The sequence below is a fragment of the Flavobacterium micromati genome (genome assembly GCF_900129585.1).
GTDB classification, from domain to species: Bacteria; Bacteroidota; Bacteroidia; order Flavobacteriales; family Flavobacteriaceae; genus Flavobacterium; species Flavobacterium micromati.
Genome location: NZ_FQWF01000018.1, coordinates 1 through 26,887, shown reverse-complemented (window position 1 = coordinate 26,887; position 26,887 = coordinate 1). Strand labels below are relative to the sequence as shown.

At 34.2% G+C, this 26,887-nt stretch carries 18 protein-coding genes and 1 tRNA gene; 12 read left to right on the top strand and 7 right to left on the bottom strand.

Annotated elements, in window-relative coordinates; translation table 11 throughout:
- Nucleotides 1-13 precede the first annotated feature (13 nt).
- Nucleotides 14-1,018 carry a DUF3667 domain-containing protein gene (locus tag BUB42_RS15360; protein ID WP_073021958.1) on the top strand — a complete coding sequence of 335 codons (1,005 nt, stop codon included), beginning with the start codon at nt 14-16 and terminating at the stop codon, nt 1,016-1,018.
- Nucleotides 1,019-1,022: 4 nt separating this feature from the next.
- Nucleotides 1,023-2,042 carry a M28 family metallopeptidase gene (locus BUB42_RS15355; protein WP_073021980.1) on the top strand — a complete coding sequence of 340 codons (1,020 nt, stop codon included), beginning with the start codon at nt 1,023-1,025 and terminating at the stop codon, nt 2,040-2,042.
- 242 nt (nt 2,043-2,284) lie between these two features.
- On the opposite strand, the gene BUB42_RS15350 is transcribed toward BUB42_RS15355, so the two are convergent.
- From BUB42_RS15350 to BUB42_RS15335, 4 genes are all read right to left on the bottom strand, one after another.
- Nucleotides 2,285-2,360, bottom strand: a tRNA-His gene (locus tag BUB42_RS15350).
- A 75-nt stretch (nt 2,361-2,435) separates the two neighbouring features.
- On the bottom strand, nt 2,436-3,152 hold the full coding sequence (bshB1, locus tag BUB42_RS15345; protein WP_073021956.1) for a bacillithiol biosynthesis deacetylase BshB1: 717 nt from the start codon (nt 3,150-3,152) through the stop codon (nt 2,436-2,438).
- A gap of 201 nt (nt 3,153-3,353) precedes the next feature.
- A complete protein-coding gene (locus tag BUB42_RS15340; protein ID WP_073021954.1) occupies nt 3,354-4,412 on the bottom strand; it encodes a chorismate-binding protein in 1,059 nt (352 codons plus the stop codon).
- Complete coding sequence (locus BUB42_RS15335) at nt 4,412-4,849, bottom strand: PaaI family thioesterase (protein ID WP_073021952.1); 438 nt, start codon at nt 4,847-4,849, stop codon at nt 4,412-4,414. The genes BUB42_RS15340 and BUB42_RS15335 overlap by 1 nt, the downstream gene beginning before the upstream one ends.
- Nucleotides 4,850-4,964: 115 nt before the next feature.
- Between BUB42_RS15335 and BUB42_RS15330 the strand changes: the two genes are divergently transcribed.
- The 3 genes from BUB42_RS15330 to purL all read left to right on the top strand — a co-directional run bounded on the left by BUB42_RS15330 (nt 4,965) and on the right by purL (nt 12,479).
- Nucleotides 4,965-6,494 carry a hypothetical protein gene (locus BUB42_RS15330; RefSeq protein ID WP_073021951.1) on the top strand — a complete coding sequence of 510 codons (1,530 nt, stop codon included), beginning with the start codon at nt 4,965-4,967 and terminating at the stop codon, nt 6,492-6,494.
- Nucleotides 6,495-6,616: 122 nt separating this feature from the next.
- Nucleotides 6,617-8,392: an endonuclease gene (locus BUB42_RS15325; protein WP_073021949.1), complete on the top strand. Its 1,776-nt coding sequence runs from the start codon at nt 6,617-6,619 to the stop codon at nt 8,390-8,392.
- 307 nt (nt 8,393-8,699) lie between these two features.
- Complete coding sequence (gene purL, locus BUB42_RS15320) at nt 8,700-12,479, top strand: phosphoribosylformylglycinamidine synthase (protein ID WP_073021947.1); 3,780 nt, start codon at nt 8,700-8,702, stop codon at nt 12,477-12,479.
- 120 nt (nt 12,480-12,599) lie between these two features.
- On the opposite strand, the gene BUB42_RS15315 is transcribed toward purL, so the two are convergent.
- On the bottom strand, nt 12,600-13,523 hold the full coding sequence (locus tag BUB42_RS15315; RefSeq protein ID WP_073021946.1) for a LysR family transcriptional regulator: 924 nt from the start codon (nt 13,521-13,523) through the stop codon (nt 12,600-12,602).
- Between the two features lie 973 nt (nt 13,524-14,496).
- Between BUB42_RS15315 and BUB42_RS15310 the strand changes: the two genes are divergently transcribed.
- Entirely contained in the window at nt 14,497-14,922 is a 426-nt protein-coding gene (locus BUB42_RS15310) for a DoxX family protein (RefSeq protein WP_073021979.1), read from the top strand.
- A gap of 381 nt (nt 14,923-15,303) precedes the next feature.
- Here the strand turns inward: BUB42_RS15310 and BUB42_RS15305 are convergent, their stop codons facing one another.
- Complete coding sequence (locus BUB42_RS15305) at nt 15,304-16,254, bottom strand: NAD(P)H-dependent flavin oxidoreductase (protein ID WP_073021944.1); 951 nt, start codon at nt 16,252-16,254, stop codon at nt 15,304-15,306.
- 389 nt (nt 16,255-16,643) lie between these two features.
- Here BUB42_RS15305 and BUB42_RS15300 point away from each other — a divergent pair, with 389 nt between their 5' ends.
- The 6 genes from BUB42_RS15300 (at nt 16,644) to BUB42_RS15275 (ending at nt 25,514) form a co-directional block, all read left to right on the top strand.
- On the top strand, nt 16,644-18,419 hold the full coding sequence (locus BUB42_RS15300) for an AMP-dependent synthetase/ligase (protein WP_073021942.1): 1,776 nt from the start codon (nt 16,644-16,646) through the stop codon (nt 18,417-18,419).
- A gap of 165 nt (nt 18,420-18,584) precedes the next feature.
- On the top strand, nt 18,585-19,070 hold the full coding sequence (locus BUB42_RS15295; RefSeq protein WP_073021941.1) for a MarR family winged helix-turn-helix transcriptional regulator: 486 nt from the start codon (nt 18,585-18,587) through the stop codon (nt 19,068-19,070).
- Between the two features lie 56 nt (nt 19,071-19,126).
- Nucleotides 19,127-21,517 carry a 3-hydroxyacyl-CoA dehydrogenase/enoyl-CoA hydratase family protein gene (locus BUB42_RS15290; RefSeq protein ID WP_073021939.1) on the top strand — a complete coding sequence of 797 codons (2,391 nt, stop codon included), beginning with the start codon at nt 19,127-19,129 and terminating at the stop codon, nt 21,515-21,517.
- Nucleotides 21,518-21,519: 2 nt separating this feature from the next.
- Entirely contained in the window at nt 21,520-22,521 is a 1,002-nt protein-coding gene (locus BUB42_RS15285; RefSeq protein ID WP_073021937.1) for a PDDEXK nuclease domain-containing protein, read from the top strand.
- On the top strand, nt 22,517-23,698 hold the full coding sequence (locus BUB42_RS15280) for an acetyl-CoA C-acyltransferase (RefSeq protein ID WP_073021978.1): 1,182 nt from the start codon (nt 22,517-22,519) through the stop codon (nt 23,696-23,698). The genes BUB42_RS15285 and BUB42_RS15280 overlap by 5 nt, the downstream gene beginning before the upstream one ends.
- 25 nt (nt 23,699-23,723) lie before the next feature.
- Nucleotides 23,724-25,514, top strand: a complete 1,791-nt coding sequence (locus BUB42_RS15275) for an acyl-CoA dehydrogenase family protein (RefSeq protein WP_073021935.1) — start codon at nt 23,724-23,726, stop codon at nt 25,512-25,514.
- A 217-nt stretch (nt 25,515-25,731) separates the two neighbouring features.
- On the opposite strand, the gene BUB42_RS15270 is transcribed toward BUB42_RS15275, so the two are convergent.
- Nucleotides 25,732-26,652, bottom strand: a complete 921-nt coding sequence (locus BUB42_RS15270; RefSeq protein WP_073021933.1) for a YihY/virulence factor BrkB family protein — start codon at nt 26,650-26,652, stop codon at nt 25,732-25,734.
- Nucleotides 26,653-26,887 lie beyond the last annotated feature (235 nt).

Sequence of the window (26,887 nt, the reverse complement as noted above, 5' to 3'; positions counted from 1 at the left end):
TATACTGTTTTTTATGTCTAAAAGTAAAATCCGAAGCGATAAAACCTGCCTGAATTGTAGGTTTGTCGTCGAAAATAAGTTCTGCCCTAATTGTGGCCAAGAAAACTCCGATACCCGAAAGACGTTTCAGCATCTTTTTATCCATTTTTTCGAGGATCTCACCCATTATGAAAACGCTTTTTGGAGAACGATAAAAAATTTATTATCCAAACCAGCTGCCTTAACTAAAGAATACCTGTCTGGAAAAAGATTGTCTTATCTGGCACCAGTTCGACTGTATATCTTTATCAGCTTTATTACATTTTTACTGCTTGCCCTTTTCCCGAGTGACACAAATCTATTTAAAAATACAAGCAAAAAAGAGACCACTATAACCACAAAAAACAAATCTTTGCAATCTAATACGCAAAAAAAAGAGCAGGATGCAAAGGATTTAAACGAGCAAGACAACATCTTAAATTTTGGCTACACCTCTGTTGCGCAATTGGACTCCATTCAAAAAAATGCGCCAGCGTCTGATAAGTTATCCGATTTGAATTATTGGGTAAATAGAAAAATACAAATCGTTGTAGAAAACAATACACAAAGCGAAATTATTGAGAAATTCATCAATTCCTTTTACAATAACTTACCCAAAGTTTTATTTATTTTCATGCCACTATTTGCTTTTTTTCTGTGGTTATTTCACAGTAAAAAAAGATGGTATTACTTTGATCATGGTATCTTTACGCTCCATTATTTCTCCTTTTTATTATTGCTTTTTTTGCTGTTATTCCTTATCAACAAAGGTATTGACGCTTTAATAGAGTCTGCTTTACTTAGCTTTGTTCAAATAATACTCAACTTCGTCGGCATTGGCTGGATGCTATATTATTTCTATCCGGCGCACCATCGTTTTTATGGTGAAACACGATTCATCTCCTTTATCAAAAGTAGCCTGCTTTTTATGATAAACATCATCATAATTGCATTACTTTTATCATTATATGTTATTTACACCTTTATCAATCTACATTAAAATAATGAAAAAAATCCCTTTATTAGGTTTGTTGATCGTTTTAACAAGCAGCTGTACTTCTCAAAAAATTAGTACGAGTACCGCTGACCCTATAAATTACATGAAAACAATCACTGCGGATGAATTAAAAACGCACCTTTACATCGTGGCGTCAGATGAAATGGAGGGTCGTGAAACAGGCTCCGAAGGTCAGAAAAAAGCAGGTCTTTACCTCATCAATCAATACAAGAAAAACACAATTCCGTTTCCAAATGGTGCAACCGATTTTTATCAAAAAATCTCAGCAAACTATCTTAACGCAAAAAGCAACGAGAACTTAGCTGATTCAGAAAACATTTGGGCTTACATAGAAGGATCTGAGAAACCTGATGAAGTCTTAGTAATATCGGCTCATTACGACCACGTGGGGATGTCAGACGGAGAAATTTACAACGGAGCTGATGATGATGGTTCTGGAACGGTAGCACTTCTAGAAATTGCACAAGCCTTTCAAATCGCCAAGAAAGCAGGCCACGGACCAAAACGTTCTATTTTATTTCTACATGTAACTGGCGAAGAGCACGGTTTATACGGTTCAAGATTCTATTCTGAAAATCCTTTATTTCCTTTAGCTAATACAATCGCTAATATTAACATCGACATGATTGGTCGCCGAGATGTTGCTCATGCTGAAAGTAATAATTACGTATACGTCATAGGTGCAAATCGTTTATCGAGTGACTTAGACACTATTTGTACAGAGGCTAATGCTAAATACACACAACTAAATTTAGATTATAAATACAATGATCCAAAAGATCCCAATCGTTTTTACCAGCGCTCTGATCACTATAATTTCGCAAAAAACGGAATACCTTCTGTTTTCTTTTTCAATGGTGTTCACGCTGATTACCATAAACCCACCGATACGGCTGACAAAATTGAGTATGACGCTTTAGAAAAAAGAGCTCAATTTGCGTTCGTGACCGCCTGGGAACTAGCAAACCGCGCCGAAAGACCTATTGTCGATAAAAATAGAGATTAAATATTTGGGCACATCCACGCTGTCACTCCCGATTGGTCGAGACGTTACAGCGGCGTGGTCGGGCTATTCGTTACAATCTTTTTATGCTCCGTTCCTGCGCATAAAAAGGATTTTCACTGCTATCCCTTGTGCAAAAAAAATAGAGTTGAAATCAAGCTTTGAAGAAATTTAAGGCTTTTTTTATTACTGAATCTTCACTCCACAAAAAAAGCCTCTCATTTCTGAGAGGCTTTTGACTTTCTGGGTGGAAGACGGGGCTCGAACCCGCGACCCTCGGTACCACAAACCGATGCTCTAACCAACTGAGCTACAACCACCATACTGCTTAGCGGTGGCAAAGATACAATATAAAGTTACTTTTGCAAATAATATTTTTAAAAAAATAGCACAATATTAGATCAAATCCCCTAAGCTATTGACTGCCAAATATCTTTCTGCTGTAAAACCTTCAGCGTGTTCCACACCTACTAACCTACCAAAATCTCTAGATCGATAATTTAAACTTTCTAAGAAGTTTTTACTGCTAATTGGCGATTCGGGCTCAGTGGAGTTTGGATCATAAAACTGCGAACTATACGCTAATATTGATTCTGTCTTTTTATCTGTAAAACCCGTGATATCAACTACAAAATCAGGCGCGATGTTTTTCCATTGAATATAATGATACACTATTTTTGGTCGCCAAGCATTTTGCTGAATTCCATCTAATTGAGTTTCTATCTTCATCAGTCCCGATAAAAAACAAGCATCAGAAACTAGCTTACTTCCTTTTGCATGATCTATATGACGATCATCAATTGCGTTGCATAAAACGATTTCTGGTTGGTATTTCCTGATCATTTTTATAATCTCCAATTGGTGTTTTTCATCATTGATAAAAAAACCGTCCCGCATTTCTAAATTTTCGCGTGCAACAACTCCTAAAATTTTTGCGGCAGCATTCGCTTCTTGATCTCTTATTTCAGCTGAACCTCGAGTTCCTAATTCGCCCCGAGTCAAATCGACAATTCCAACTTTTTTTCCTAATGAAACTTCTTTTAAAATTGTTCCCGCGCAACCTAATTCAACATCGTCAGGATGTGCACCAAAAGCGAGTATATCTAATTTCATATTTTAATCTTTATTTTATAATTATCCGCTTCTTGAACTATATTATTTTTCAACACCGATTGCACAAATTTTCACAAATAAAAAAACGATATTTTATAAAGTTTAGATTGCTAACTTGATGTAATTTGTATTCTAAATATTTTATGTTTTTAATATCTATATTTTATTTTCTTGCTAGCTCTTAAAATAAATTTCGAAAACTTACAATACCTTTTTCATTGTCATGGATTTATTGACGCTTTCCTCCCACTCTTTTTTAGGATCACTATCTTTAGTAATACCGCAACCCATGTATAAATGTGCTTGCAAATCCTTTATTTGCATACAGCGTAAATTTACAAATAAGTCAGAACTAACAACGCTATTTGTAAAATTGCAATTTAATTCTCCTAGAAAACCAGTGTAAAAACTCCTATCGTAATTCTCATTTTCTAATATAAAAAATTTAGCTATTTCTTTTGGAAGCCCGCAAACTGCCGGTGTTGGATGCAATAACTGAATTACTTTTTTTAAACTTGAATCTAAATTTAAGACACCTGAAACATCCGTTTTGATATGCCAAATACTTCCCGCTTTTACGCTATATGGTTTTGTAAATTGAACTTGCGAAGCTACATTTTCTAGTTTTGAAACCAGATAATCAGTGACAAATTGTTGCTCTTCTCTTTCTTTATCGCCCCAGATAATTTCTGTGGAACCTGTATCCTTTTGGGTGCCGGCTAATGAAATGGTTTCAAAATTCAATTCTTTAACCTTTAATAGCTGTTCTGGTGTTGCACCTAACCAGTTACCTAACTTTGGATGAAAAAAACAGTACACAAAAGTTGATGGATAAAGTTGCACTAATTTCTGAAAAGTGTCCATCATATCAAAAGCAGGCACCTCAACACATTCAGTGCGCGATAAAACAACCTTCTTAAATTCGTTGTTTTGGATTGCTGCTATTCCTTTTGCAACTAAACGTTCAAAATTATTTTGAGCTGCAGAATTTAAGTTCGCCAATTCTTTCTGAGAAAGGTTAACTTCTTTTTTAACTAAAGTAAAATGAACCACCTCCGACTCACTTTCGGGAATTAGATATGTTTTTAAACCATCAAAACTCGCCATGACAAATCCCTTTTCAGTAAAATCATTTACTTCAAATAAAGAGTCGTTATGTTGAAAAAAACCAACTATCTCCTCGGAATTTGGTTTACTATACAACACAAAGGGAAGATTGCGGTGAATATGATTCTTAACTTTAGTTTCAATAGTTTCCATTACTTGTCTTCACTTTTTCTTTTTGGCAAAATCATATTTGTTAGTTTGCAAAGCGAAATCAAATTATCGTTTTCATCTGCAATTCGTATTTCCCATAAGTGAATGCTTGCTCCTTTATGAATAATTCTTGCAGTTGCTGTTACCATTCCGCTACGTTTGGCTTTCAAATGATTAGCTGAAATTTCTATTCCTCTCACTTCACTCACCTCTGAATTTATGAAAATCATCGACGCCGCGCTTCCTACGCTTTCCGCTAATGCAACTGTTGCGCCACCATGCAACAATCCCATAGGTTGATGCACCGCACTATTAACAGGCATAGTTGCAACTAGAAAGTCTTCGCCAGCGTCAGTGTAAGTAATATTGAGGGTGCGCATCAAAGTGTTTTCGGAAGCTTGATTGCAATACTGTAAAATTTTATCTTTATCGAATGTCATATAAATGGCTTTTAGTCCGCAAAATTAAAGAAAAGATACCGGGGAAGTTGGTAATTAAATTTGTTATTCTAATTTCAAAATAGATTTTTGTTATTTTTACAAAAAAAACATTCAAATGCGCGCCAAAATACTATTGTTATTAATTGGAATAATACTTTCTATCAGCTCATGTCGTTCTGATTTTGAAACAATAGCAAGCAACGGTACGTTAAAATTTTCTCGAGACACCATTTATTTAGATACTGTTTTTACAAATATTGGTTCTAGCACATACCGCCTAAAAGTTTATAATAAAAGCAAGAATGATATCACTATTCCCACAATACAACTCGCCAGAGGCTTGACATCTAAGTACCGAATGACCGTTGACGGTATGCAAGGCAACAATGGTAAGATTTTCAATAATGTAGATTTACTGGCCAAGGACAGTTTGTACATTTTTATCGAAACCACCGCAAATATAGCTGATGCTAACGCGACCGATTTTTTATACACCGATCAAATTCAGTTTGACAGTGGTCAAAATCTTCAAACTGTAGAATTGGTTACTTTAATCCAAGATGCTGTTTTTCTCTTTCCGCAGCGTTTTGCCGATGGAACTAAAGAAATTCTACCAGTTGGAAACGAAACAATTGAGGGTTTTTTTCTTGATGAAAATGATGCTATCAATGGAAATGAATTACAGTTTACCAATACAAAGCCCTACGTAATTTATGGTTATGCAGCAGTTCCTTCGAATAAAATAGCCACTTTTGAAGCAGGAACCAAAGTTCATTTTCATGCTAATTCTGGAATCATTGTCGGTAACAATGCTTCAATACAAGTTAATGGTTCGCTATCTACAACAGAAAAACTTGAGAACGAAGTTGTTTTTGAAGGTGATCGATTAGAGCCCGACTTTTCAAATGTTCCGGGGCAATGGGGAACTATTTGGCTTACAGACGGAAGTACAAATAATAGTTTTAATCATTTAACAATTAAAAATGCTACGATAGGAATTTTAATTCAAAACAACGATCAAACAACAGTTTCCATCAAAAACACACAAATTTATAATTCATCGAACTACGGTATTTTGGCGCAGACCGCAAAAATAAATGGCGAAAATGTGGTGATTAATAACGCAGGACAAGCAAGTTTAGCTTGTACTTATGGCGGCAATTATCAATTTACGCATTCTACCTTTAACAATAATTGGAATAGTTCTAATCAGGTCGCGGTCTTCATTAGTAATTTTATTAGTGGAGCAGTTCCTGAGTCAAAAGATTTGACTAGAGCAACATTTAATAATTGCATTATTTATGGCTCGTATTCGAATGAGATGAGTTTAAATAGAAAAACTGGCGCTATTTTTAATTATCAATTCAACAATTGCTTAATCAAGTTCGACAACTCATCCGCGAGATTTGCTACTAATCCAGATTATCAATTTACCACAGATCTAGTTCATTACAATGCAATAATTTTAAATAAAGACCCTAAATTTTTCAAGATTGCAGATAATAAATTGAACATCGATGACACTTCTGCCGCTTTCGCAAAAGGGAATTCGGCATTTCTCATTCCGCTAGATATTTTAGGAAGAGCGAGAACGCTGCCGCCGGATTTGGGAGGTTATCAAAATATGATTTTTCCACTAAATTAAATTATACTGATTAAAGTAACATTTAATGTTAAAAATTAAACATTTAATAACTTAATTGATAATTATATGTGATAAGTTTGACAAAATAAATTCTTTAACCAATATTAATCTATTAATAAACCATGAAACAAATTTACTCTTTATTCTTTTTATTTCTTTTCACGGCAGGTTTTGCACAAGCGCCAGCTAATTATTATTCAACAGCAACAGGAAGTGGTTACACGTTAAAAACACAATTGCACAATATTATTAAAGACCATACTGTACAAAGTTATGCTGGCTTGTACGTAACTTATGAAACATCAGATATTGATAATTTCTTTGAAAATGATGGCTCAGTATTAGACATGTATTCTGAGAATCCAGCTGGAGCAGATCCTTATAATTACAGTATAGCTCCAGCGCAACGTTGCGGAAACGCTGGATACAATGCTGAAGGAGATTGTTACAATAGAGAGCATATTATTCCACAATCTATATTTAATGAAGCTTCTCCAATGGTATCAGATGCTCATTTCATTACACCAACAGATGGAGAAGTAAACGGAATTCGGTCTAACTTCCCGCACTCTGTTGTAGCTATAGCAACTCAAACTACTTTAAATGGAAGTAAACTTGGCGCAAGCACAACTGCTGGTTACACAGGTTTAGTTTTTGAACCAATAGATGAGTTCAAAGGAGACATTGCAAGAATGTACTTCTACTTTGCTACTCGCTATCAAAATACTGTTGCTGGATACAATTTCCCAATGTTCAACAATTCTACGAATAAAGTTTTTACTAATGCATTTTTGAGTCAGTTAATAGCCTGGCACAATCAAGACCCAGTAAGTGCGAGAGAAATAGCACGCAATAATGCAATTTATGCGCGTCAAAATAATAGAAATCCATATATTGATAATCCTCTTTATGTTGCTGCGGTTTGGACTACAGAGCCAGCAGATACAGAAGCACCAACGGCTGCAACAAACTTATTAGTTACAACCACAACTTCAAATTCGGCTACCTTAACTTGGACGGCAGCGACAGACAATATTGGGGTAACTGGTTATGATCTTTATGTTGATGGTGTTTTTAAATCGACCCACACAGGTTTAACAGCGACAGTGACGGGCTTATTACCATCGACAACTTATGGCTTTTCAATTATTACGAGAGACGACGAAAGAAACTCATCGGTGGCAACAGCTACAGCTACAGGAACTACAACAGCCATTCCGGGAGGCACTACAACTTGCGCTTTTGAGGATTTTCAAACTATTCCAGGCAACGCTACTTCCTATACTAATCAAACTTGGAGTAATAGCGGCATAACATGGACTGCAACTGATGCGCGCACAGATCAAACTTTAAATTTAAGAGCGTTAACAATTCGAAATGGTTCACTAACATCTTCTACCGTTCCTAATGGTATAAAAAATTTAACAGTAACTACGCAACTTATTTTTGCGGGAAGTGCAGGAACCTTTAAACTAAATGTAAATGGAATTGAAGTAGGAACCATACCATATAGCTCTGCTTTAACTACAACAACTATCTCTGGAATTAATGTAACAGGAAACGTTATTGTAACTATCACCGGAAATAGTAGCACATCAAATCGTGTGCGATTTGATGATCTATCATGGACATGCGAAAATTCACTATCTACTACTGATTTTAATTCCAATGACTTTACAATTTATCCCAATCCATCAAATGGAAATGTTAAGATAAATTTTACGGATTCAAATGAGAAACATCAAGTGCAAATATTTTCGGTTTTAGGACAAAAAGTATTTGAAAAAGAATATTCTAACAGCTCGACGGCCGTTATCAATTCACTTTCAACGGGAGTTTACATCGTTAAGATAACAAAGGATAATAAATCCGAAACCAAAAAATTAATTGTAAATTAATTTTTTAATACAATTATTCATAAAGAGCGGCAAGTATTGTCGCTCTTTTCATTTAATCGATATGCTAATTTACATTTAAGTTGTAAATTATAAATAATTTCCTTTTACTAACGCCGAGACACAGTTATTTAAAATGCCAACCAAAGTCCAGTAAAAAACGTACTCAGCCGCCAATTTTGAAATTAAAAAAAATAGAACTGAAAATTTAAACTATTGGAATTTGGAATTTTAAAATTGGATTTTAAATCCTTGCTCTTACTACTTTTTTAGACTAAATTTGCACCGCAATACAACAAACTACACAACAATGATCCATTACTTTGAAAACCAAAGCAAAACTGTTTTTGCAGTACAGACGAGCGACAGCGAACTGTTGAAGCAAACACAAAACGTATTGAGCGAAATCGAAATGTCAGCTCAAGATATTTCAAAACTCAACTGGCTTTTTGCAGACTCAAATAAAATAGAAAAATCCGTATTGACGGATTTTTTTGTTGGTGCACGAGCCGCAATGATTACTCCTTGGAGTACTAATGCTGTTGAAATAACGCAAAATATGGGTATTTCTGGAATCATTAGAATTGAAGAATTTCACAGAGTAACTGAAGATTTTACGGATTTTGACCCAATGCTTTCGCAAAAATATTCCGAATTAAATCAGGAAATTTTTACCATCCATGTTCAACCGGAATCTATTCTGGAAATTGAAGATATTGATGGCTATAACAAAAAAGAAGGTCTTGCTTTAAGTCTGGAGGAAGTGGAATACTTAGATAATCTATCTATAAAATTAAAAAGAAAACTAACGGATTCTGAGATATTTGGCTTCTCCCAAGCCAATTCAGAACACTGTCGTCATAAAATTTTCAATGGAACATTTGTAATTGATGGCGAAGAAAAAGAAACGTCTCTTTTCAAATTAATCAAAAAAACATCTCAAGAGAATCCTAACGATATTGTTTCGGCATACAAAGATAATGTGGCTTTTGTAAAAGGGCCACGAGTCCAACAATTTGCTCCAAAATCAGCAGATAAAGCTGATTTTTACGAAATCAAGGAATTTGATTCGGTTATTTCGTTAAAAGCAGAAACACACAATTTCCCTACAACTGTAGAACCGTTTAATGGAGCTGCAACAGGTTCTGGCGGAGAAATTCGCGACCGTTTAGCAGGTGGGCAAGGTTCGTTACCATTAGCGGGAACTGCAGTTTATATGACTTCCTACTCTAGATTAGAATCCTTCGACTCCGCTCAGGATAATAAACCATGGGAAAATGGAATGGAAGAAAGAAAATGGCTCTATCAAACTCCTATGGATATTTTGATCAAAGCCTCAAATGGAGCTTCTGATTTTGGAAACAAATTTGGACAACCACTTATTACGGGTTCTGTTTTAACTTTCGAACATCAAGAAAACAATCGCAAAATTGGTTACGATAAAGTAATCATGCAAGCGGGAGGAATTGGATACGGAAAATTAGATCAAGCAATTAAGAAAAAACCACAAGAAGGCGATAAAATCGTTATTCTAGGCGGAGAAAATTATAGAATCGGAATGGGTGGTGCTGCGGTTTCATCTGCAGATACTGGTGCTTTTGGTTCAGGAATTGAGTTAAATGCGATTCAGCGTTCGAATCCAGAAATGCAAAAACGTGCTGCAAATGCTATTCGCGGTTTGGTAGAAAGCGACTATAACCCAATTGTTTCCATTCACGATCACGGCGCTGGTGGACATTTAAACTGCCTTTCGGAATTAGTGGAAGAAACAGGTGGATTAATTGATTTAGATAAATTGCCTGTGGGTGATCCAACCCTTTCGGCAAAAGAAATCATCGGTAACGAATCTCAAGAAAGAATGGGATTAGTTATTGGTCAAAAAGACATTGCTTTGTTACAAAGAGTGGCCGATAGAGAGCGTTCTCCGATGTACCAAGTAGGCGATGTAACAGGTGACCACCGTTTTACTTTCGCTTCAAAATCTACTGCTGCTAAACCGATGGATTATGCTTTGGAAGATTTCTTTGGAAGTTCTCCAAAAACGGTAATGAATGATAAAACAATTACTTACAATTATCCTGCTTTAAAATATGATGTAAAAAATATTTCTACCTATTTAGAGCAAGTATTGCTATTAGAAGCCGTAGCCTGTAAAGACTGGTTGACCAATAAAGTAGATCGTTGTGTGGGCGGAAAAGTAGCCAAACAACAAACAGCTGGACCCTTGCAATTGCCTTTGAACAATTGCGGTGTAATGGCTTTGGATTATCAAGGAATTGAAGGCATTGCGACTTCTATAGGTCACGCCCCTATTTCGGCTTTAATTGACCCTGTTGCAGGGAGTAGAAATGCGATAGCCGAATCATTATCGAATATTGTTTGGGCACCGATAAAAGGTGGTTTGAGTGGTATTTCACTTTCGGCTAACTGGATGTGGGCTTGTAAAAATGAAGGTGAAGACGCTCGTTTGTACGCAGCTGTAGAAGGTTGCTCGGATTTTGCAATAGAATTGGGAATCAATATTCCAACTGGAAAAGATTCGCTTTCGATGAAACAAAAATACCCAAATGACGAAGTGATTGCGCCAGGAACGGTAATTATTTCAGCTGGTGGTAACTGTACTGATATTAGAAAAGTAGTAGAACCAGTCCTTCAAATTGATGGTGGTTCAATATATTATATCAATTTGTCGCAAGACGAATTCAAATTAGGTGGTTCGTCATTTGCACAAACTATGAATGCTATAGGAAATGAAACACCAACGATCAAAGACGCAGCTTTCTTTAAAAATGCTTTTAATACTATTCAAGAGTTGATTTTAGACAATCAAATTCTTGCGGGACACGATATTGGCAGCGGTGGTTTAATCACAACATTATTGGAAATGTGTTTTAGCCCTTCCTCAGTAAGCCCCTTCAAAGAAGAGGAGAAAAATAGTTTTTCAAACTCAATTTTTGTAGAAACTGGAATGTCAGTTTCCTTCAATAATTTTGAAGAAAAAGATTTAGTCAAAATTTTATTTTCGGAAAATATCGGACTTGTAATTCAGTCTAAAGATGATTTTATTTTTGAAAATAAGTTAAATACAAAAGGAGTTGAATTTTTTAAAATTGGAACTGTTAATGAATCTGGTACTCTAAAAATTGAAGAATTAAAGTTTGATATTGCAAAATACAGAGACATTTGGTTTAAAACTTCCTTTTTATTAGACCAAAAACAATCTAAAAACGGGATGGCTCAAGAGCGTTTCGATAACTATAAAAACCAACCATTAAAATTTGTTTTTCCAAAACATTTCATGGGAATCCTCTCCCCCAGCCCCACTCCAAAGGAGAGGGTAGCAAGACCAAGGGCAGCTATTATCCGTGAAAAAGGAAGTAATTCAGAGCGTGAAATGGCAAATGCGATGTATTTAGCTGGTTTTGATGTCAAAGACATTCACATGACTGATCTGATTTCAGGAAGAGAAAATCTAGAGGATATAAAATTCATAGGAGCTGTTGGAGGATTCTCTAACTCTGATGTTTTAGGTTCTGCTAAAGGCTGGGCAGGAGCTTTCAAATACAATGAAAAAGCGAATACAGCCTTGAAAAACTTCTTCAAAAGAGAAGACACGCTTTCTGTGGGGATTTGCAACGGCTGCCAGTTGTTTATGGAATTAGAATTGGTTAATCCAGAACATCAAGTACATGGAAAAATGCTGCATAACGACAGTCATAAGCACGAAAGTATATTTACATCGGTAGTTATACAAGAAAATAAATCGGTTATGTTGTCAAGCCTTGCTGGATCAACATTAGGAGTTTGGGTTTCGCATGGTGAAGGAAAATTCAATTTACCATTATCTGAAGAACAATATAATATCGTTGCAAAATACGGATACGAAAGTTATCCCGCTAATCCAAATGGTTCTGATTACAATACAGCAATGTTGTGCGATAGAACCGGCAGACACCTGGTAATGATGCCACACATTGAGCGTTCTACATTTCAATGGAATTGGGCGCACTATCCAAACGATAGAAATGATGAAGTTTCGCCTTGGCATGAAGCTTTTGTAAATGCTAAGAAATGGATCAAAAACTCTTAATTTATTTCTCTTAAAATAATAAAAGCATTCTCAAATGAGAGTGCTTTTATTATTTTCTATAAATTACTTTTATCACTACAATTAAAAAACAGTCCTGTAAATCGTTTTTTCGAAAATAAACTAATATTGCTCATACCAGCTGAATTTATCTGCTACGATATTATCTTTTTCTTTTGTCAAATATTCTAAAAGAGAAGATGCGGCGGGCGCATGTTTTTTTCCCTTTAACCATATTAAACTCCAAGTAGTTTTTATTGGTAACCCCTTGTAAGGTATGATTTGTAATTCGTGATTATGCAACTCGTTTTTGATTCCAATTAATGGCATAATAGAACATCCTAATCCTGCAATTACTGCTTGTTTAACAGCTTCATTAGATGTAAGCTCTAATTTTTTCCGAATTACCACAGCGTTTCGATCGATAAAGTTTTCCATAGTTTGACGGGTACCTGATCCTTTTTCCCTAAAAATTAATGGGATTTCTTTGAATATTTCGTTAGAATTTCCAATGTTTTTAAATTCTATATTAGAGTTAGTGACTAAATATAATTTATTTTGAAGCAAATCTAATTTTTCTATATTCAATGTAGTTGGTATAACGGATACTAAGGCAATATCAACTTCATTTTTTTCTAAAGAGCTAATTACTTTGCTTTTGTTAGTTACATCCATCAGTAATTCAATTCCGGGGTGCTGTTTCAAAAAATCAGTTAGGAAATAAGGCATAACGTACTTTCCAGTAGAAACAATTGAAATTTTTAATCGACCAGTTAATTGTCCTTTGTAAGCCATTGTTTTATAATTAATAGCTTCAACTTGACTAATTATTTTTTCTGCAACCTCTGCAATTTCGTTGCCAAAATCAGTGATATATAATCTTCTACCTACTACTTCAGTGAGAGGAATATCAAATTGATCTTGAAGATTTTTAAGCTGTATAGATACTGCTGGCTGAGTTAAATGTAACTCCTCCGCCGCTTTGGTGACACTTTGCGTTTTGACAACTTTGAGGAATATCTGAAGTTGATGTAAAGTATAGTTCATAAATTTATTTAATGATTATCATAACAAATGTAAATAAAAATATTTTAAAATTTTAATGCACTTTTGTAAGTAGAATATATTTATTTACATTTTTTTAACATAATGCGTGTTGAATAATGTAAATAAATCTTAAATTTATCAAAGAGGAATTGCCGCGTTGCAAAATGCATTGGAATTTGCACTAAAATTTACATTTTATGATATTTTGAATTAGTAACCAAATATTAATTTAATAGTATTTTTATAAGCTAATTACATTCGCTTAATTTTAGAATATTAAAATTAAGCGAAGTAATTCCCTTTTATAAAAACAAAAAAAGGTTACTATTTTTTTAAAATTACAATAGTAAAACTTTTACTACCATTTAAAATCTTCTGCAATTAGATTATTACTTTGATTTTCTCCTCAATCTTACTTTACTAATTATTTATCAATTTGACAAAAAATTATTTCCTCAGTGTCAACGTCGATACTATATCAATTTTAAGTTTTTTTTTAAACTAATTATATTTGCTTGCACATCATTAACGATTATTAGCATTAAATAGATAGACAAATCGAACGACTCAAATTATTTGACTTATGATCAACTTGAGAAATTTTTTTAAAACATTGAATTATTTGCAGTACAAAAATCTTGTAAACTTTCAAATTTATAAAAAAGCGTAGGATAACAGTTGAATATTATGACATAATTCCCAAGTTTACACTGTTCATAATTATAGAAATATGTCAGTTTATATTCTTATTTGGATAGAAAAAATTACTTAACGTTTAATCAGATGTTATATTATTAATAATTCACTTTGAAATTCAAAACTCATTTCAACTCCATTTAAACCAGTACTTTTTTGCAAATATGCATGTATAGATTGACGATTATCGTTGGTTTGGAGTTTTAAAAAGTTGTCTCTTTTACAAAATATTTTTACATTTATGAATATTGTAAGCAGTTTAAAAATATTTAAAATTATGACAAACCACACAAAAACCACAACTACGCAAAATATTTTCCGCATTTTCTTGGCAATTTTTATGATGTTTGCAGGATTTAGTCACCTAACTTTTAACAGAGTTGAATTTCAGGCGCAAGTACCAAATTGGATGTCAATTAGCAAAGATATTGTAGGAATACTATCTGGTATTGTAGAGCTAATTTTAGGTTTAGGATTAGCTACATGGGCAAAATATCGAATAGAATTTGGCTGGGCATTAGCTCTCTTTTTTGTTTTAGTATTTCCAGGTAACATTGCGCAATATTTAGACGGTAAAGATGCTTTTGGGGCTTTAAACTCTGACAAAGCGCGCTTTATTCGACTATTTTTTCAGCCCGTTTTGATTGCATGGGCCTTGTGGTCAGCAGGATCATGGAAAGCATGGAAAATACAAAAAAAATAAAAATTGATGTCTGATTCCATAAATTTCCTATTGACCTAGACCACACTGCAGGCGAAATGACTTTATTAACTTTTAAAGTAAAAAATTACGCTCATGAGTTGCATTTAAAATGATCTTTTTTGGATAGAGATAGAATTTTAACCTTATAATTGAATTACAATCGGGTCTGAATGAACTACTTTTTTGGACATTTAAATAACAATCAAATAAGTTTTTTCAAAGGTTAGACCCTAAAAAAACTATTTGCTTCCTCTTTAAAAATTTTTAATTATTTTTTTTGTTCAAAAACACAAAAGTTTTCGTGAGATTACATCTTTTTAAAAAAGTGATGTGTCACAAGATTTTTTTATCAGATTTTAACTTTACTTCCTCAGGTAAAAATTATTCTGTGATAATACCAACAATTTCTGCAACAGATCGAATTGACGTTGTATTTTCAATGGTAGGTCCAGCAACCCAAACCGTTTTGTAAGTAACTTCTGTTGCAGCTTTAGTGACTGCATTTGACCCTAATAAATACCGAATCATTTTAACCCATTTCTTTAACTTTTTATTTTTGCTTAAAGTCCTTTCGATCCACGATTGCTTAGTTCCTACTTTTTGAACATAAGGAGTATTAATCACTGTGCATGGCGTACCAGAAATTTTTTCAGTTAGTACAATGTCTTTTGCGCCATAATCAACGCACGCTTGTTTATAATCATCAGAAACACCCGATTCAAATGAAGCTATAAAAGGACTGCCGACGGAAACTCCAATTGCTCCATAACTTATCATTTTATCTAAATCAGACTTAGTACTTACACCACCAGCAGAAATTACAGGCAAAGTTGTATTTAAATCCAATTCCTTAATTAATTCGGCTGGAGCAAAATTGCCGCGATGACCTCCAGCTAAATTATTAACTGCAATCAAAGCATCAGCGCCCAAAGACTCCACTTTTTTGGCGAAGGCCAAGTCGGTCACATCACAAAAAACTTTAATACCAACTTTATGAGCTAATCTAATGGTTTCTTCAGGTGAACCTAAGGAAGTAATTATAAAATCAACTTTTTCTTCGCACAAAACAGCAAGCTGATCTTTATATTTTGTATTGGATTTACTCACAATTAAATTATATCCAAAACTACCTCCAGTCACCTTCGCTGATTTAAGCTCATTAATTGAAGCCCGCAATTCTTCTAATGTTCGATAATTTAGAGCTGGAATGCAACCTGCTACACCTGATCTCATTGCCTCGATTACCATGTTTGTATTTGAAACAAGAAACATCGGAGCAATTATAAGCGGCTTATCAATTTTTAAAAGTGAAGTCAGCGACGGTTTAATCATAACAATTTAAAATTTATTTTAAGCAAATGTAACTTAATTTACTGTGCGTGCCTAGTATAAAAAGATCATTCAAAAAATACTAAAGTTTAAAATGCAGGTTTTTTTAAACATAAATAACGCTTTTGTTGATCTTATTTTATTTCACTTTTAAGTATAATACATTATAAAATTGAGTTAAATTTTAATTAGTAGTCTCTGTTATAAAACACAAAATCTAATGCCGATTAAAACACTGTGAAATATTAACAATTAATACATAATCAGCCTATTAAGTACCATTTAAAGAAATCGATTTCGTAAAACATAGAAGAAAAAAAGATTTAATTAACAAAAAGTAAATAAAATATTTTATTTTTAATTAATTTGCGAAAAAATTTAATCTTTCTAACATGATTTCAGTAACCAGACTTTTTGATTTCCCATATTATCAGCAGGAAAAATATTCAAATATTCCTGATGCGCTGGTGACAAAGCAAAACGGTATTTGGGAGAAAACTTCTACCCAAGACTATTTGGCGAAAGCCAACAGTATTTCCAGAGCATTGCTACGGATGGGAATTCAAAAAAACGATAAAATAGCAATAATATCTACTAATAATAGAACCGAATGGCATATAATGGATATTGGAATTTTGCAAACGGCTGCACAAACAGTTCCAATTTATCCAACGATCTCTGAGGATGATTATGAGTATATTTTAAATCATTCTGAATCTACATACTGTTTTGTTTCGGATGCAGAAGTACTGAGGAAAATAAATTTAATTAGGCACAAAGTTCCGTTACTGAAAGAAGTTTACTGTTTTAATGTTATTGAAGGTTGTAAAAACTGGAAAGAGTTGCTCGAGCTTGGTGAAGATAACGCAAACCAAGACGAGGTCGAAAACCGAAAAAATTCAGTGGATACATTTGACTTAGCCACTATTATATATACTTCAGGAACGACAGGGAAACCAAAGGGTGTAATGCTTTCTCACAATAATATTGTTTCAAATGTAATTAACAGCGCGCCAAGAATACCGTTTCAAGCTGGTGCAACTAGAGCATTGAGCTTTTTACCTATTTGCCATATTTTCGAGCGAATGATATTATATCTTTATCAATACTATGGTGTTTCAGTTTACTTTGGTGAGGCAATCGATAAAATTAGCGACAACTTAAAAGAAGTTAAACCAACTGTAATAACTGCTGTTCCGCGTTTATTAGAAAAAGTGTATGACAAAATCTATGCTAAAGGAACTGAATTAACAGGTATTAAAAAAAATCTATTCTTTTGGGCGATTGATTTAGGTTTAGAATATCAGCCCTACGGGGCAAATGGTTTTTGGTACGAATTCCAACTAAAAATTGCTCGTAAACTTATTTTTAGCAAATGGAAAGAAGGTTTAGGCGGGAACTTAGATCTAATGGTTTCAGGAAGTGCTGCATTACAACCGCGATTAGCAAGAATTTTTGCAGCAGCTGAAATTCCGGTGATGGAAGGTTATGGATTGACGGAAACGTCGCCAGTAGTTTCGGTAAATGATATGCGAAATAAAGGTTTCAGAGTAGGAACCGTAGGTAAAACAATCTCTGGAGTCGATGTAAAAATTGCTAGTGATGGAGAAATCTTGTGTAAAGGTCCTAATGTAATGATGGGATACTACAAGGACGAAAAACTAACCAACGAGGCTATTGTTGACGGTTACTTTCACACAGGAGACATTGGCGAATTTGACAAAGATGGTTTTTTAAAGATTACCGATCGCAAAAAGGAAATGTTTAAAACCTCAGGTGGAAAATATATTGCACCGCAAATTATTGAGAATACAATGAAGCAATCGCGTTTTATTGACCAAATAATGGTAATAGGTGATGGACAAAAAATGCCAGCTGCGTTTGTTCAAGCTAATTTTGATTTTATTAAAGAATGGGCCAATATTCATAAAATAGATATTGGTGAAACTAATAAGGCTATGATCGCAAATGAAAAAGTAATTGCTAGAATTCAAGAAGAAATTACTTTATACAATGAGAAATTTGGACATTGGGAACAGCTAAAACGATTTGAATTAACACCTGAAATTTGGTCTATTGAAGGCGGTGAATTAACTCCAACTTTAAAATTGCGAAGAAAACCAATAATGGAAAAATATAAAGATTTATTTCAAAAAATCTATGGATAGATTCACACAAGTCATTGTATTAAAATACATAAAATAATTTTTTCCCTTAAACTCCTCCATTTCAGAGGAGTTTTTTTATTTTTATTATTTATTAACAAAAAAATAATACGATTTATTATGCGTGCATAGTATTTTGTCTTATATTTGAAATCGTTATAGTTACTTATGAAAGATAAAACAATAGATTATATTTTACGTGCAACATGGCAAGCCGTTTCCAGAATGTACAACGAGGAAGCGTCTAAATATGGTGCAACCATGGCAACAGGATTTGCATTGCTAAGTATTGATAAGGAAAAAGGAACTCCATCAACATCATTAGGACCCAAAATGGGAATGGAAGCTACAAGTCTAACTCGGACTTTAAAATCAATGGAAGAAAAGGGATTAATTATTCGTAAAAAAAATCCTGAAGATGGTCGCGGTGTCTTGATTTATCTAACTGAATTTGGTAAAGAAAAAAGAGAACTATCAAAAAATACCGTTTTAAGATTTAATGAAAGTGTAAAGAAAAATATTTCCGAAGAAAAATTACAGCATTTTGTTGAAGTAGCCGAAATAATAAATGAATTAATTTTAGATAAAAACATTTTTGTTCCAACAATTGGTAGTGAAATATTGGAACAAATACAAAGTTTAGATAATAAATAGGAAATCACCCTTAAAGATTAATTATAAAAAACTCAAAAATCAAACAGAACTTATATATGAAACGCACCATTAAAAAAGTCGCGGTAATTGGATCCGGAATTATGGGTTCAGGAATTGCTTGTCATTTTGCTAATATCGGGGTTGAGGTCTTACTGTTAGACATTGTCCCAACGGAACTAACTGAGGTGGAGACCAAAAAAGGCCTTACTTTAGAAAGCAAAGTTGTGAGAAACAGATTAGTGAATGAGCACTTAGCCAATTCATTAAAATCAAAGCCCTCGCCTATTTACAGTCAAAAATTTGCTTCCAGAATTTCAACTGGAAATACAACAGATGATATGGCAAAAATCGCTAATGTTGATTGGATTATCGAAGTTGTTGTAGAGCGACTAGACATTAAAAAAATAGTTTTCGAACAAATTGAAAAATTTAGAAGATCAGGGACGCTTGTTACATCAAACACTTCTGGTATTCCAATTCATTTTATGAGCGAAGGAAGAAGCGACGATTTCCAAAAACACTTTTGCGGAACACACTTTTTTAACCCTGCACGTTACTTAAAATTATTCGAAATAATTCCTGGTCCAAAAACTTCAACTGAAGTATTGAACTTCCTTACTATATATGGAGAGAAATTTTTAGGAAAAACTTCGGTTGTTGCCAAAGATACTCCGGCGTTTATTGGAAACCGAATTGGAATTTTTGGAATTCAGAGTTTATTTCATTTGGTAAAAGAAATGGGACTTACTATCGAAGAAGTAGATAAATTAACTGGACCAGTTATTGGTCGTCCAAAATCAGCTACTTTTAGAACGGTTGACGTTGTTGGATTAGACACTTTAGTACATGTTGCGAATGGAATCTATGAAAATTGTCCAAATGATGAACAACATGATTTGTTTAAGCTTCCCGAATTCGTCAACAAAATGATGGAAAATAAATGGTTGGGAAGTAAAACAGGACAAGGTTTTTATAAAAAAGAAGGAAAAGAAATCTTGACTTTAGATCTTGATACGCTAGAATATAGAGCGGCTAAACGCGCTTCTTTTGCCACTTTAGAATTAACAAAAACTATTGATAAGCCAATTAATCGTTTCAAAGTTCTGGTAAACGGAAAAGACAAAGCAGGTGAATTCTACAGAAAAAGTTTTGCTGGAATGTTTGCTTATGTTTCTAATCGAATTCCTGAAATCTCTGACGAATTATACAAGATTGATGATGCAATGAAAGCTGGTTTCGGATGGGAAAATGGCCCATTTGAAATTTGGGATGCAATTGGTATCGAAAAAGGAATTGAAATCATGAAAGCCGAAGGTCTTGAGCCAGCGGTCTGGGTGAATGAAATGATTGCTTCAGGAACAACAAGTTTTTACGCAGTAAAAGAGGGCGCCACTTTTTTCTACAATATTCCAACAAAAGCGCAAACTAAAGTTCCGGGTCAAGATGCATTTATCATTCTGAATAACATTCGCGAAAGCAAAAAAGTTTGGAGTAATAGCGGTGCAATTATACAAGATTTAGGTGATGGAATTTTGAATTTAGAATTTCAATCTAAAATGAATACCATTGGTGGTGATGTTTTAGCTGCACTTAATAAGGCAATTGACTTATCTGAAAAAGAATACCAAGGATTAGTTATTGGAAACCAAGCAGCGAATTTCTCCGTAGGTGCTAATATTGGAATGATATTCATGATGGCTGTAGAGCAAGAATATGATGAGTTGAATATGGCAATCAAGATGTTTCAAGACACAATGATGCGTGTGCGTTACTCTGGAATTCCTGTAATTGTTGCACCACACGGTATGACATTTGGTGGTGGTTGTGAAATGAGCTTACATGCTGATAAAGTTGTTGCTGCGGCTGAAACCTATATGGGATTAGTAGAATTTGGAGTTGGCGTAATTCCAGGTGGTGGTGGCTCTAAAGAACTAGCCATGCGTGCCTCAGATTTGTTCCACAAAAATGATGTTGAGCTGAATGTTTTGCAAGAGTACTTCTTGACAATTGCTATGGCAAAAGTTTCGACTTCGGCTTACGAAGCATTTGACACTGGATTGTTACAACACGGTAAAGATATTGTGGTTGTAAACAAAGACCGTCAAATTGCTGAGGCAAAGAAACATGCTTTAATCATGGCCGAAGCGGGATACACGCAACCCATTCGCAGAACCGATGTAAAAGTATTAGGAAAGCAAGCTTTAGGAATGTTCTTAGTAGGAACAGACCAAATGGAAGCAGGTAAATACATCTCTGAACATGATAAGAAAATTGCAAATAAATTGGCATACGTAATGGCAGGTGGTGATTTATCCGAACCAACATTAGTGAGCGAGCAATACTTATTAGACATTGAAAGGGAAGCATTCTTATCCCTTTGTACAGAGAGAAAAACATTAGAAAGAATACAGTTTATGTTGACTAAGGGGAAACCGTTGAGAAACTAGTTATGGAAATTAATAATCCAGATCTTTTACTTTCTGTCAAAGAAATTATCATCCTATCTCGACAACGAGTGTATAAAATGGTAAATTCAGTTTTATTGGAGACGTATTGGAACATTGGAAGATTAATTATCGAAGATGAGCAAAACGGGAGTGCGAGAGCTATTTACGGAAAAGCTATGTTGAAGAATCTCTCCAAAGAATTGTCTTTAGAATTTGGAAAAGGTTTTGACGAAAGGAATTTGAATAACATGAGAGCTTTTTATAGGGCTTTTCCAATTTGGAACGCAATGCGTACCGAATTGAGTTGGACACCTTATAGATTACTTTCAAGAGTTGATTCCGAGGAAAGACGAATGTTTTATTTAAACGAAAGTGTATCTGGAAGTTGGAATAGTAGAACCTTACAGAGACAGATAACTACATTAAGTTTTGATAGGGTTTTACAAACTAAGGAGGATGCTTCTAAAAAAATCAGTATAAAAAATATTATCAAAGATCCCTATATTTTTGAATTTTTAGGATTGGAAAGCAATATAACAAATACTGAAAACAAAATTGAATCCTCAATTTTAGAACACATTCAGAAATTTCTCCTAGAATTTGGAAACGGCTTTGCTTTTGTTGCAAGACAACAACATATTGTAACTGACACCTCTGACTTTTATGTTGATTTGGTTTTTTATAATTACATCTTGAAATGCTTTGTAATTATCGACTTAAAAACAACAGCACTTTCGCATCAGGATATTGGGCAAATTGATATGTATGTTAGAATGTATGATGATTTAAAAAAATCTGATGATGACAATCCAACAATTGGATTATTATTATGTACCGAAAAAGATGAAACGATTGTAAAATATTCCGTTTTAAATGACAAAAATAATCTTTTTGCCTCCAAATATGTTTTGTATTTACCAAGGGAAGAAGAACTAAAACAAATTATTGACCAAGACAGAGTTCGATTTGAACTTGATAACATAAAAAACAAAAACGATGATTAAAACAGCCTATATAGTAAAAGCATACAGAACAGCCGTGGGTAAAGCGCCTAAGGGAGTTTTTAGATTTAAGCGTCCTGATGAACTGGCAGCGGAGACTATTCAGTTTATGATGAATGAGTTGCCAGATTTTGACAAAACACGTATTGACGACGTTATGGTAGGAAATGCAATGCCTGAGGCGGAACAAGGATTAAATGTGGCTCGGTTAATCTCGTTAATGGGATTAAAAGTGGAGGATGTTCCTGGGGTTACTGTTAATAGATATTGCGCTTCAGGATTAGAAACAATTGGTATGGCAACAGCCAAAATCCAATCAGGAATGGCAGATTGTATCATAGCAGGTGGCGCCGAAAGCATGAGTTTTATTCCAATGGGCGGCTATAAACCCACTCCAGATTACGCTGTCGCAAAAGCTGGAAACGAAGATTATTACTGGGGAATGGGACTAACAGCTGAAGCAGTTGCACAACAATTCAAGGTTTCAAGAGAAGATCAAGATGAGTTTGCTTATCACTCTCACATGAAAGCATTGAAAGCTCAAGCGGAAGGTAAATTTGATAAACAAATTGTTCCTATTACAGTTGAACAAACCTTTATAAACGAAAACGGTAAAAAAGAAACTAAATCCTATATTGTTAATAAAGATGAAGGGCCGAGAGCAGGAACATCAAAAGAAGCTTTAGCCGGTTTAAGACCTGTTTTTGAAGCCAATGGCAGCGTTACAGCAGGAAATTCTTCTCAAATGAGTGACGGAGCAGCCTTTGTTTTGATCATGAGTGAAGATATGGTAAAAGAATTAAACCTTACTCCTATCGCGCGTTTGGTAAACTTTGCATCGGCGGGTGTAGAACCAAGAATAATGGGAATTGGTCCAGTGAAAGCTATCCCAAAAGTGCTAAAACAAGCAGGATTGCAATTAAAAGATATAGACCTAATTGAATTAAACGAGGCGTTTGCATCTCAGGCACTAGCGGTTACCCGTGAATTAGACTTAAATCCTGAAATTATAAACGTGAACGGTGGTGCAATAGCATTAGGACATCCTTTAGGATGTACTGGAGCAAAATTATCGGTTCAATTATTTGACGAGATGAAGCGAAGAGGAAGTAAATACGGAATTGTTTCAATGTGCGTAGGAACTGGGCAAGGATCTGCAGGAGTATTCGAATTACTATAACAACCAACTATTAAAAAATAAAAAAATGAGCGAAATAATAAGAGGAGGTCAATTCCTAGTTAAAGAAACAAAATGTGAGGATATTTTCACACCAGAAGATTTCACAGAAGAGCAATTAATGATGCGTGACTCTGTAAAGGAATTTGCAGATAAAGAATTGTGGGCACACAAGGATAAATTCGAGAAAAAAGATTATGCTTACACCGAAGCTTCAATGCGCAAAGCAGGAGAAATGGGATTTTTAGGAATTGCAGTACCTGAAGCTTATGGCGGTTTAGGAATGGGATTTGTAGATACTTGCCTAGTTTGCGACTATATTTCTGGTGCTACAGGTTCATTTTCAACCGCTTTTGGAGCACATACTGGAATTGGAACTATGCCAATTACTTTATATGGAAATGAAGAACAAAAATTAAAGTACGTTCCAAAATTAGCTTCAGGCGAATGGTTTGGTGCTTATTGCTTAACAGAACCAGGTGCAGGATCGGATGCAAATTCTGGAAAGACAAAAGCAGTATTAACAGAAGATGGAAAAACCTATTTGATTACTGGACAAAAAATGTGGATTTCTAACGCTGGATTTTGCTCGGTATTTATAGTTTTTGCTAGAATAGGAGATGATAAAAATATCACAGGTTTCATCGTTGAAAATGATTCTGCAAACGGAATTTCAATGGGCGAAGAAGAGCACAAATTAGGAATTCGCGCTTCATCTACTCGTCAAGTTTTTTTCAACGAAACAAAAGTTCCAGTTGGAAATATGCTTTCTGAAAGAGGAAACGGATTTAAAATTGCGATGAATTCTTTAAATGTTGGTCGTATTAAACTTGCAGCAGCATGTTTAGACGCACAACGTAGAGTAACTTCGGGAGCTGTTAAATACGCTAATGAGAGAGTTCAATTTAATACTGCAATTGCACAATTTGGAGCTGTTAGATATAAATTAGCTGAAATGGCTACTTCTACTTATGCTGGTGAAAGCGCTACATATCGTGCTGCAAAGGCTATTGAAGATAGAATAAATGCTCGATTTGCAGAAGGAAATTCGCACCAAGAAGCAGAATTAAAAGGTGTTGAAGAATTTGCAATAGAATGTTCTATATTAAAAGTTGCTGTTTCCGAAGATGTACAAAATTGTGCTGATGAAGGTATTCAAATCTTTGGTGGAATGGGATTTTCAGAAGATACCCCAATGGAATCGGCTTGGCGTGATGCACGTATTGCAAGAATTTATGAAGGTACAAATGAAATTAATAGAATGCTATCGGTAGGAATGTTGATCAAAAAAGCAATGAAAGGTCATGTAGATTTGCTCGGACCGGCTTCGAAAGTTCAAGAGGAATTGATGGGAATTCCATCATTTGACACACCTGATTTTACCGAATTGTTCGCAGAAGAAAAAGCTATAGTAATAAACTTGAAAAAAGCGTTTCTTATGGTTGCTGGCGGAGCAGTACAAAAATTTGGCCCGGATTTAGACAGCCACCAACAATTACTGATGGCTGCGGCAGATATGCTAATTGAAGTTTATATGGCAGAAAGCACTATATTAAGAACTGAAAAATTAGCTAAAAGAGAAGGTGAAGACAAAGTACAGGAGCAAATAGCGATGGCAAAATTATATCTTTATAAAGCAGTAGATATTGTTAATCAAAAAGGAAAAGAAAGTATAATTTCTTTTGCTGAAGGTGATGAACAACGAATGATGCTGATGGGCTTACGTCGTTTTACAAAATATACTAATATGCCAAATGTCGTAGCGCTTCGTGAAACAATAACATCAAAATTAGTTGCAGAAAATGATTATTGTTTTTAATCATCAATAAACATTTTAAAAATAAAAGCCGTGTCGTGTCAAAACGAGACGGCTTTTTTTATAAAATGATAACACCCAAATCTGTATTTGCGATAAGAATATTTTTGTGACTGTTTTTAAGTACTTCTATTTTACAGGGAATATTGAGAGTGTCTTTAGATATAAAATACGTTAATTGGTAATTCCATACACCTAAGTAGATAATAGCAAAATAAAGCTATTTTTTGTCCTTTATTTCTACAACCTGTGTCTCTATTCCCACAGCGTAAGAATTTGGAATAATTTTACTTCCTTTTTCATTAGAATATACTTTAGTAAACTCCGCTCCGAAATACAAAATTATAGCTGAATAGTACACCCAAATTAGAATTATAATTACTGATCCCGCAGCTCCATAAACCGATGCCACAGTTGAACTTCCTAAATAGAATCCGATTGCAAATTTACCAAACATAAAAAAGAAGGAAGTAAAACTAGATCCTATAAAAGCATCTTTCCAAGCTATTTCTCCATCTGGCAAGGTTTTAAATATAATAGCAAACAAAATTGTAGTCGTGGCAAATAACAGGATTATATTAAGGATATAAAAAATATAGATAGCAATGTCAGGAAAATACAATAACAACCTTGCATTGATAATATCCATTACTGTGTTGACCATTAAACTTACCATGAGCAAGAAGCCTACGGAAGCGATCATCGAAAATGACATCAGTCGATTTGTTATAAATTTCATTATTCCTTTATTAGGTTTTGCTTTTAAACCCCATATAAAATTTATCGAACTTTGTATTTCAGCGAAAACACCTGAAGCTCCAATCAGCAACATAATTCCTCCAAATATCGCAGCAAAAGTATTACTATCTGACAGCTCAATATTTTTAATCGTTTCTTGAATTTGGATTGCCGCTTTATTGCCAACCATCCCATTTATTTGTCCAAAAAAACGCCCTGTTACAGCATCTCTACCAAAGAAAAAGCTGAAAATCGATAAAATAATAATCAATAGTGGCGGCAATGAAAATATGGTATAGTAAGATAAGGAAGCACTTAGTTTAATAGCATTATCTTTCTCAAATTCGAAATAAGTTTGCTTTATTAAGTTCCAACTCAAACCTGCGAATTTCTTTAATTTCATGTAGTTGCATTTATTTTTTAATGAGAAATGATTTATATGGTTGAGATGATGTTTATAACCAACTACAGATAAATTGGTTTCCGTCCTATACAATCGTTTCTTATTGCAATAAAATTACAAAAATACTTTTATAGTAAATCTTTTTAGTACATGACAAAAATATATTTTACTGATTACCAGTAAAATAAACGACATTATATTAGGAAAAAAGACCGATGTTTTGTAAATTATAAGA

Bases quoted from the DNA above. Each gene is read 5' to 3' on its own strand.
- BUB42_RS15360 (WP_073021958.1), top strand. From the start codon at position 14: ATGTCTAAAAGTAAAATCCGAAGCGATAAAACCTGCCTGAATTGTAGG.
- BUB42_RS15275 (WP_073021935.1), top strand. From the start codon at position 23,724: ATGAGCGAAATAATAAGAGGAGGTCAATTCCTAGTTAAAGAAACAAAA.
- BUB42_RS15325 (WP_073021949.1), top strand. From the start codon at position 6,617: ATGAAACAAATTTACTCTTTATTCTTTTTATTTCTTTTCACGGCAGGT.
- BUB42_RS15300 (WP_073021942.1), top strand. From the start codon at position 16,644: ATGATTTCAGTAACCAGACTTTTTGATTTCCCATATTATCAGCAGGAA.
- BUB42_RS15290 (WP_073021939.1), top strand. From the start codon at position 19,127: ATGAAACGCACCATTAAAAAAGTCGCGGTAATTGGATCCGGAATTATG.
- BUB42_RS15330 (WP_073021951.1), top strand. From the start codon at position 4,965: ATGCGCGCCAAAATACTATTGTTATTAATTGGAATAATACTTTCTATC.
- BUB42_RS15340 (WP_073021954.1), bottom strand. From the start codon at position 4,412: ATGGAAACTATTGAAACTAAAGTTAAGAATCATATTCACCGCAATCTT.
- BUB42_RS15285 (WP_073021937.1), top strand. From the start codon at position 21,520: ATGGAAATTAATAATCCAGATCTTTTACTTTCTGTCAAAGAAATTATC.
- bshB1 (WP_073021956.1), bottom strand. From the start codon at position 3,152: ATGAAATTAGATATACTCGCTTTTGGTGCACATCCTGACGATGTTGAA.
- BUB42_RS15295 (WP_073021941.1), top strand. From the start codon at position 18,585: ATGAAAGATAAAACAATAGATTATATTTTACGTGCAACATGGCAAGCC.
- BUB42_RS15335 (WP_073021952.1), bottom strand. From the start codon at position 4,849: ATGACATTCGATAAAGATAAAATTTTACAGTATTGCAATCAAGCTTCC.
- purL (WP_073021947.1), top strand. From the start codon at position 8,700: ATGATCCATTACTTTGAAAACCAAAGCAAAACTGTTTTTGCAGTACAG.
- BUB42_RS15315 (WP_073021946.1), bottom strand. From the start codon at position 13,523: ATGAACTATACTTTACATCAACTTCAGATATTCCTCAAAGTTGTCAAA.
- BUB42_RS15310 (WP_073021979.1), top strand. From the start codon at position 14,497: ATGACAAACCACACAAAAACCACAACTACGCAAAATATTTTCCGCATT.
- BUB42_RS15355 (WP_073021980.1), top strand. From the start codon at position 1,023: ATGAAAAAAATCCCTTTATTAGGTTTGTTGATCGTTTTAACAAGCAGC.
- BUB42_RS15270 (WP_073021933.1), bottom strand. From the start codon at position 26,652: ATGAAATTAAAGAAATTCGCAGGTTTGAGTTGGAACTTAATAAAGCAA.
- BUB42_RS15305 (WP_073021944.1), bottom strand. From the start codon at position 16,254: ATGATTAAACCGTCGCTGACTTCACTTTTAAAAATTGATAAGCCGCTT.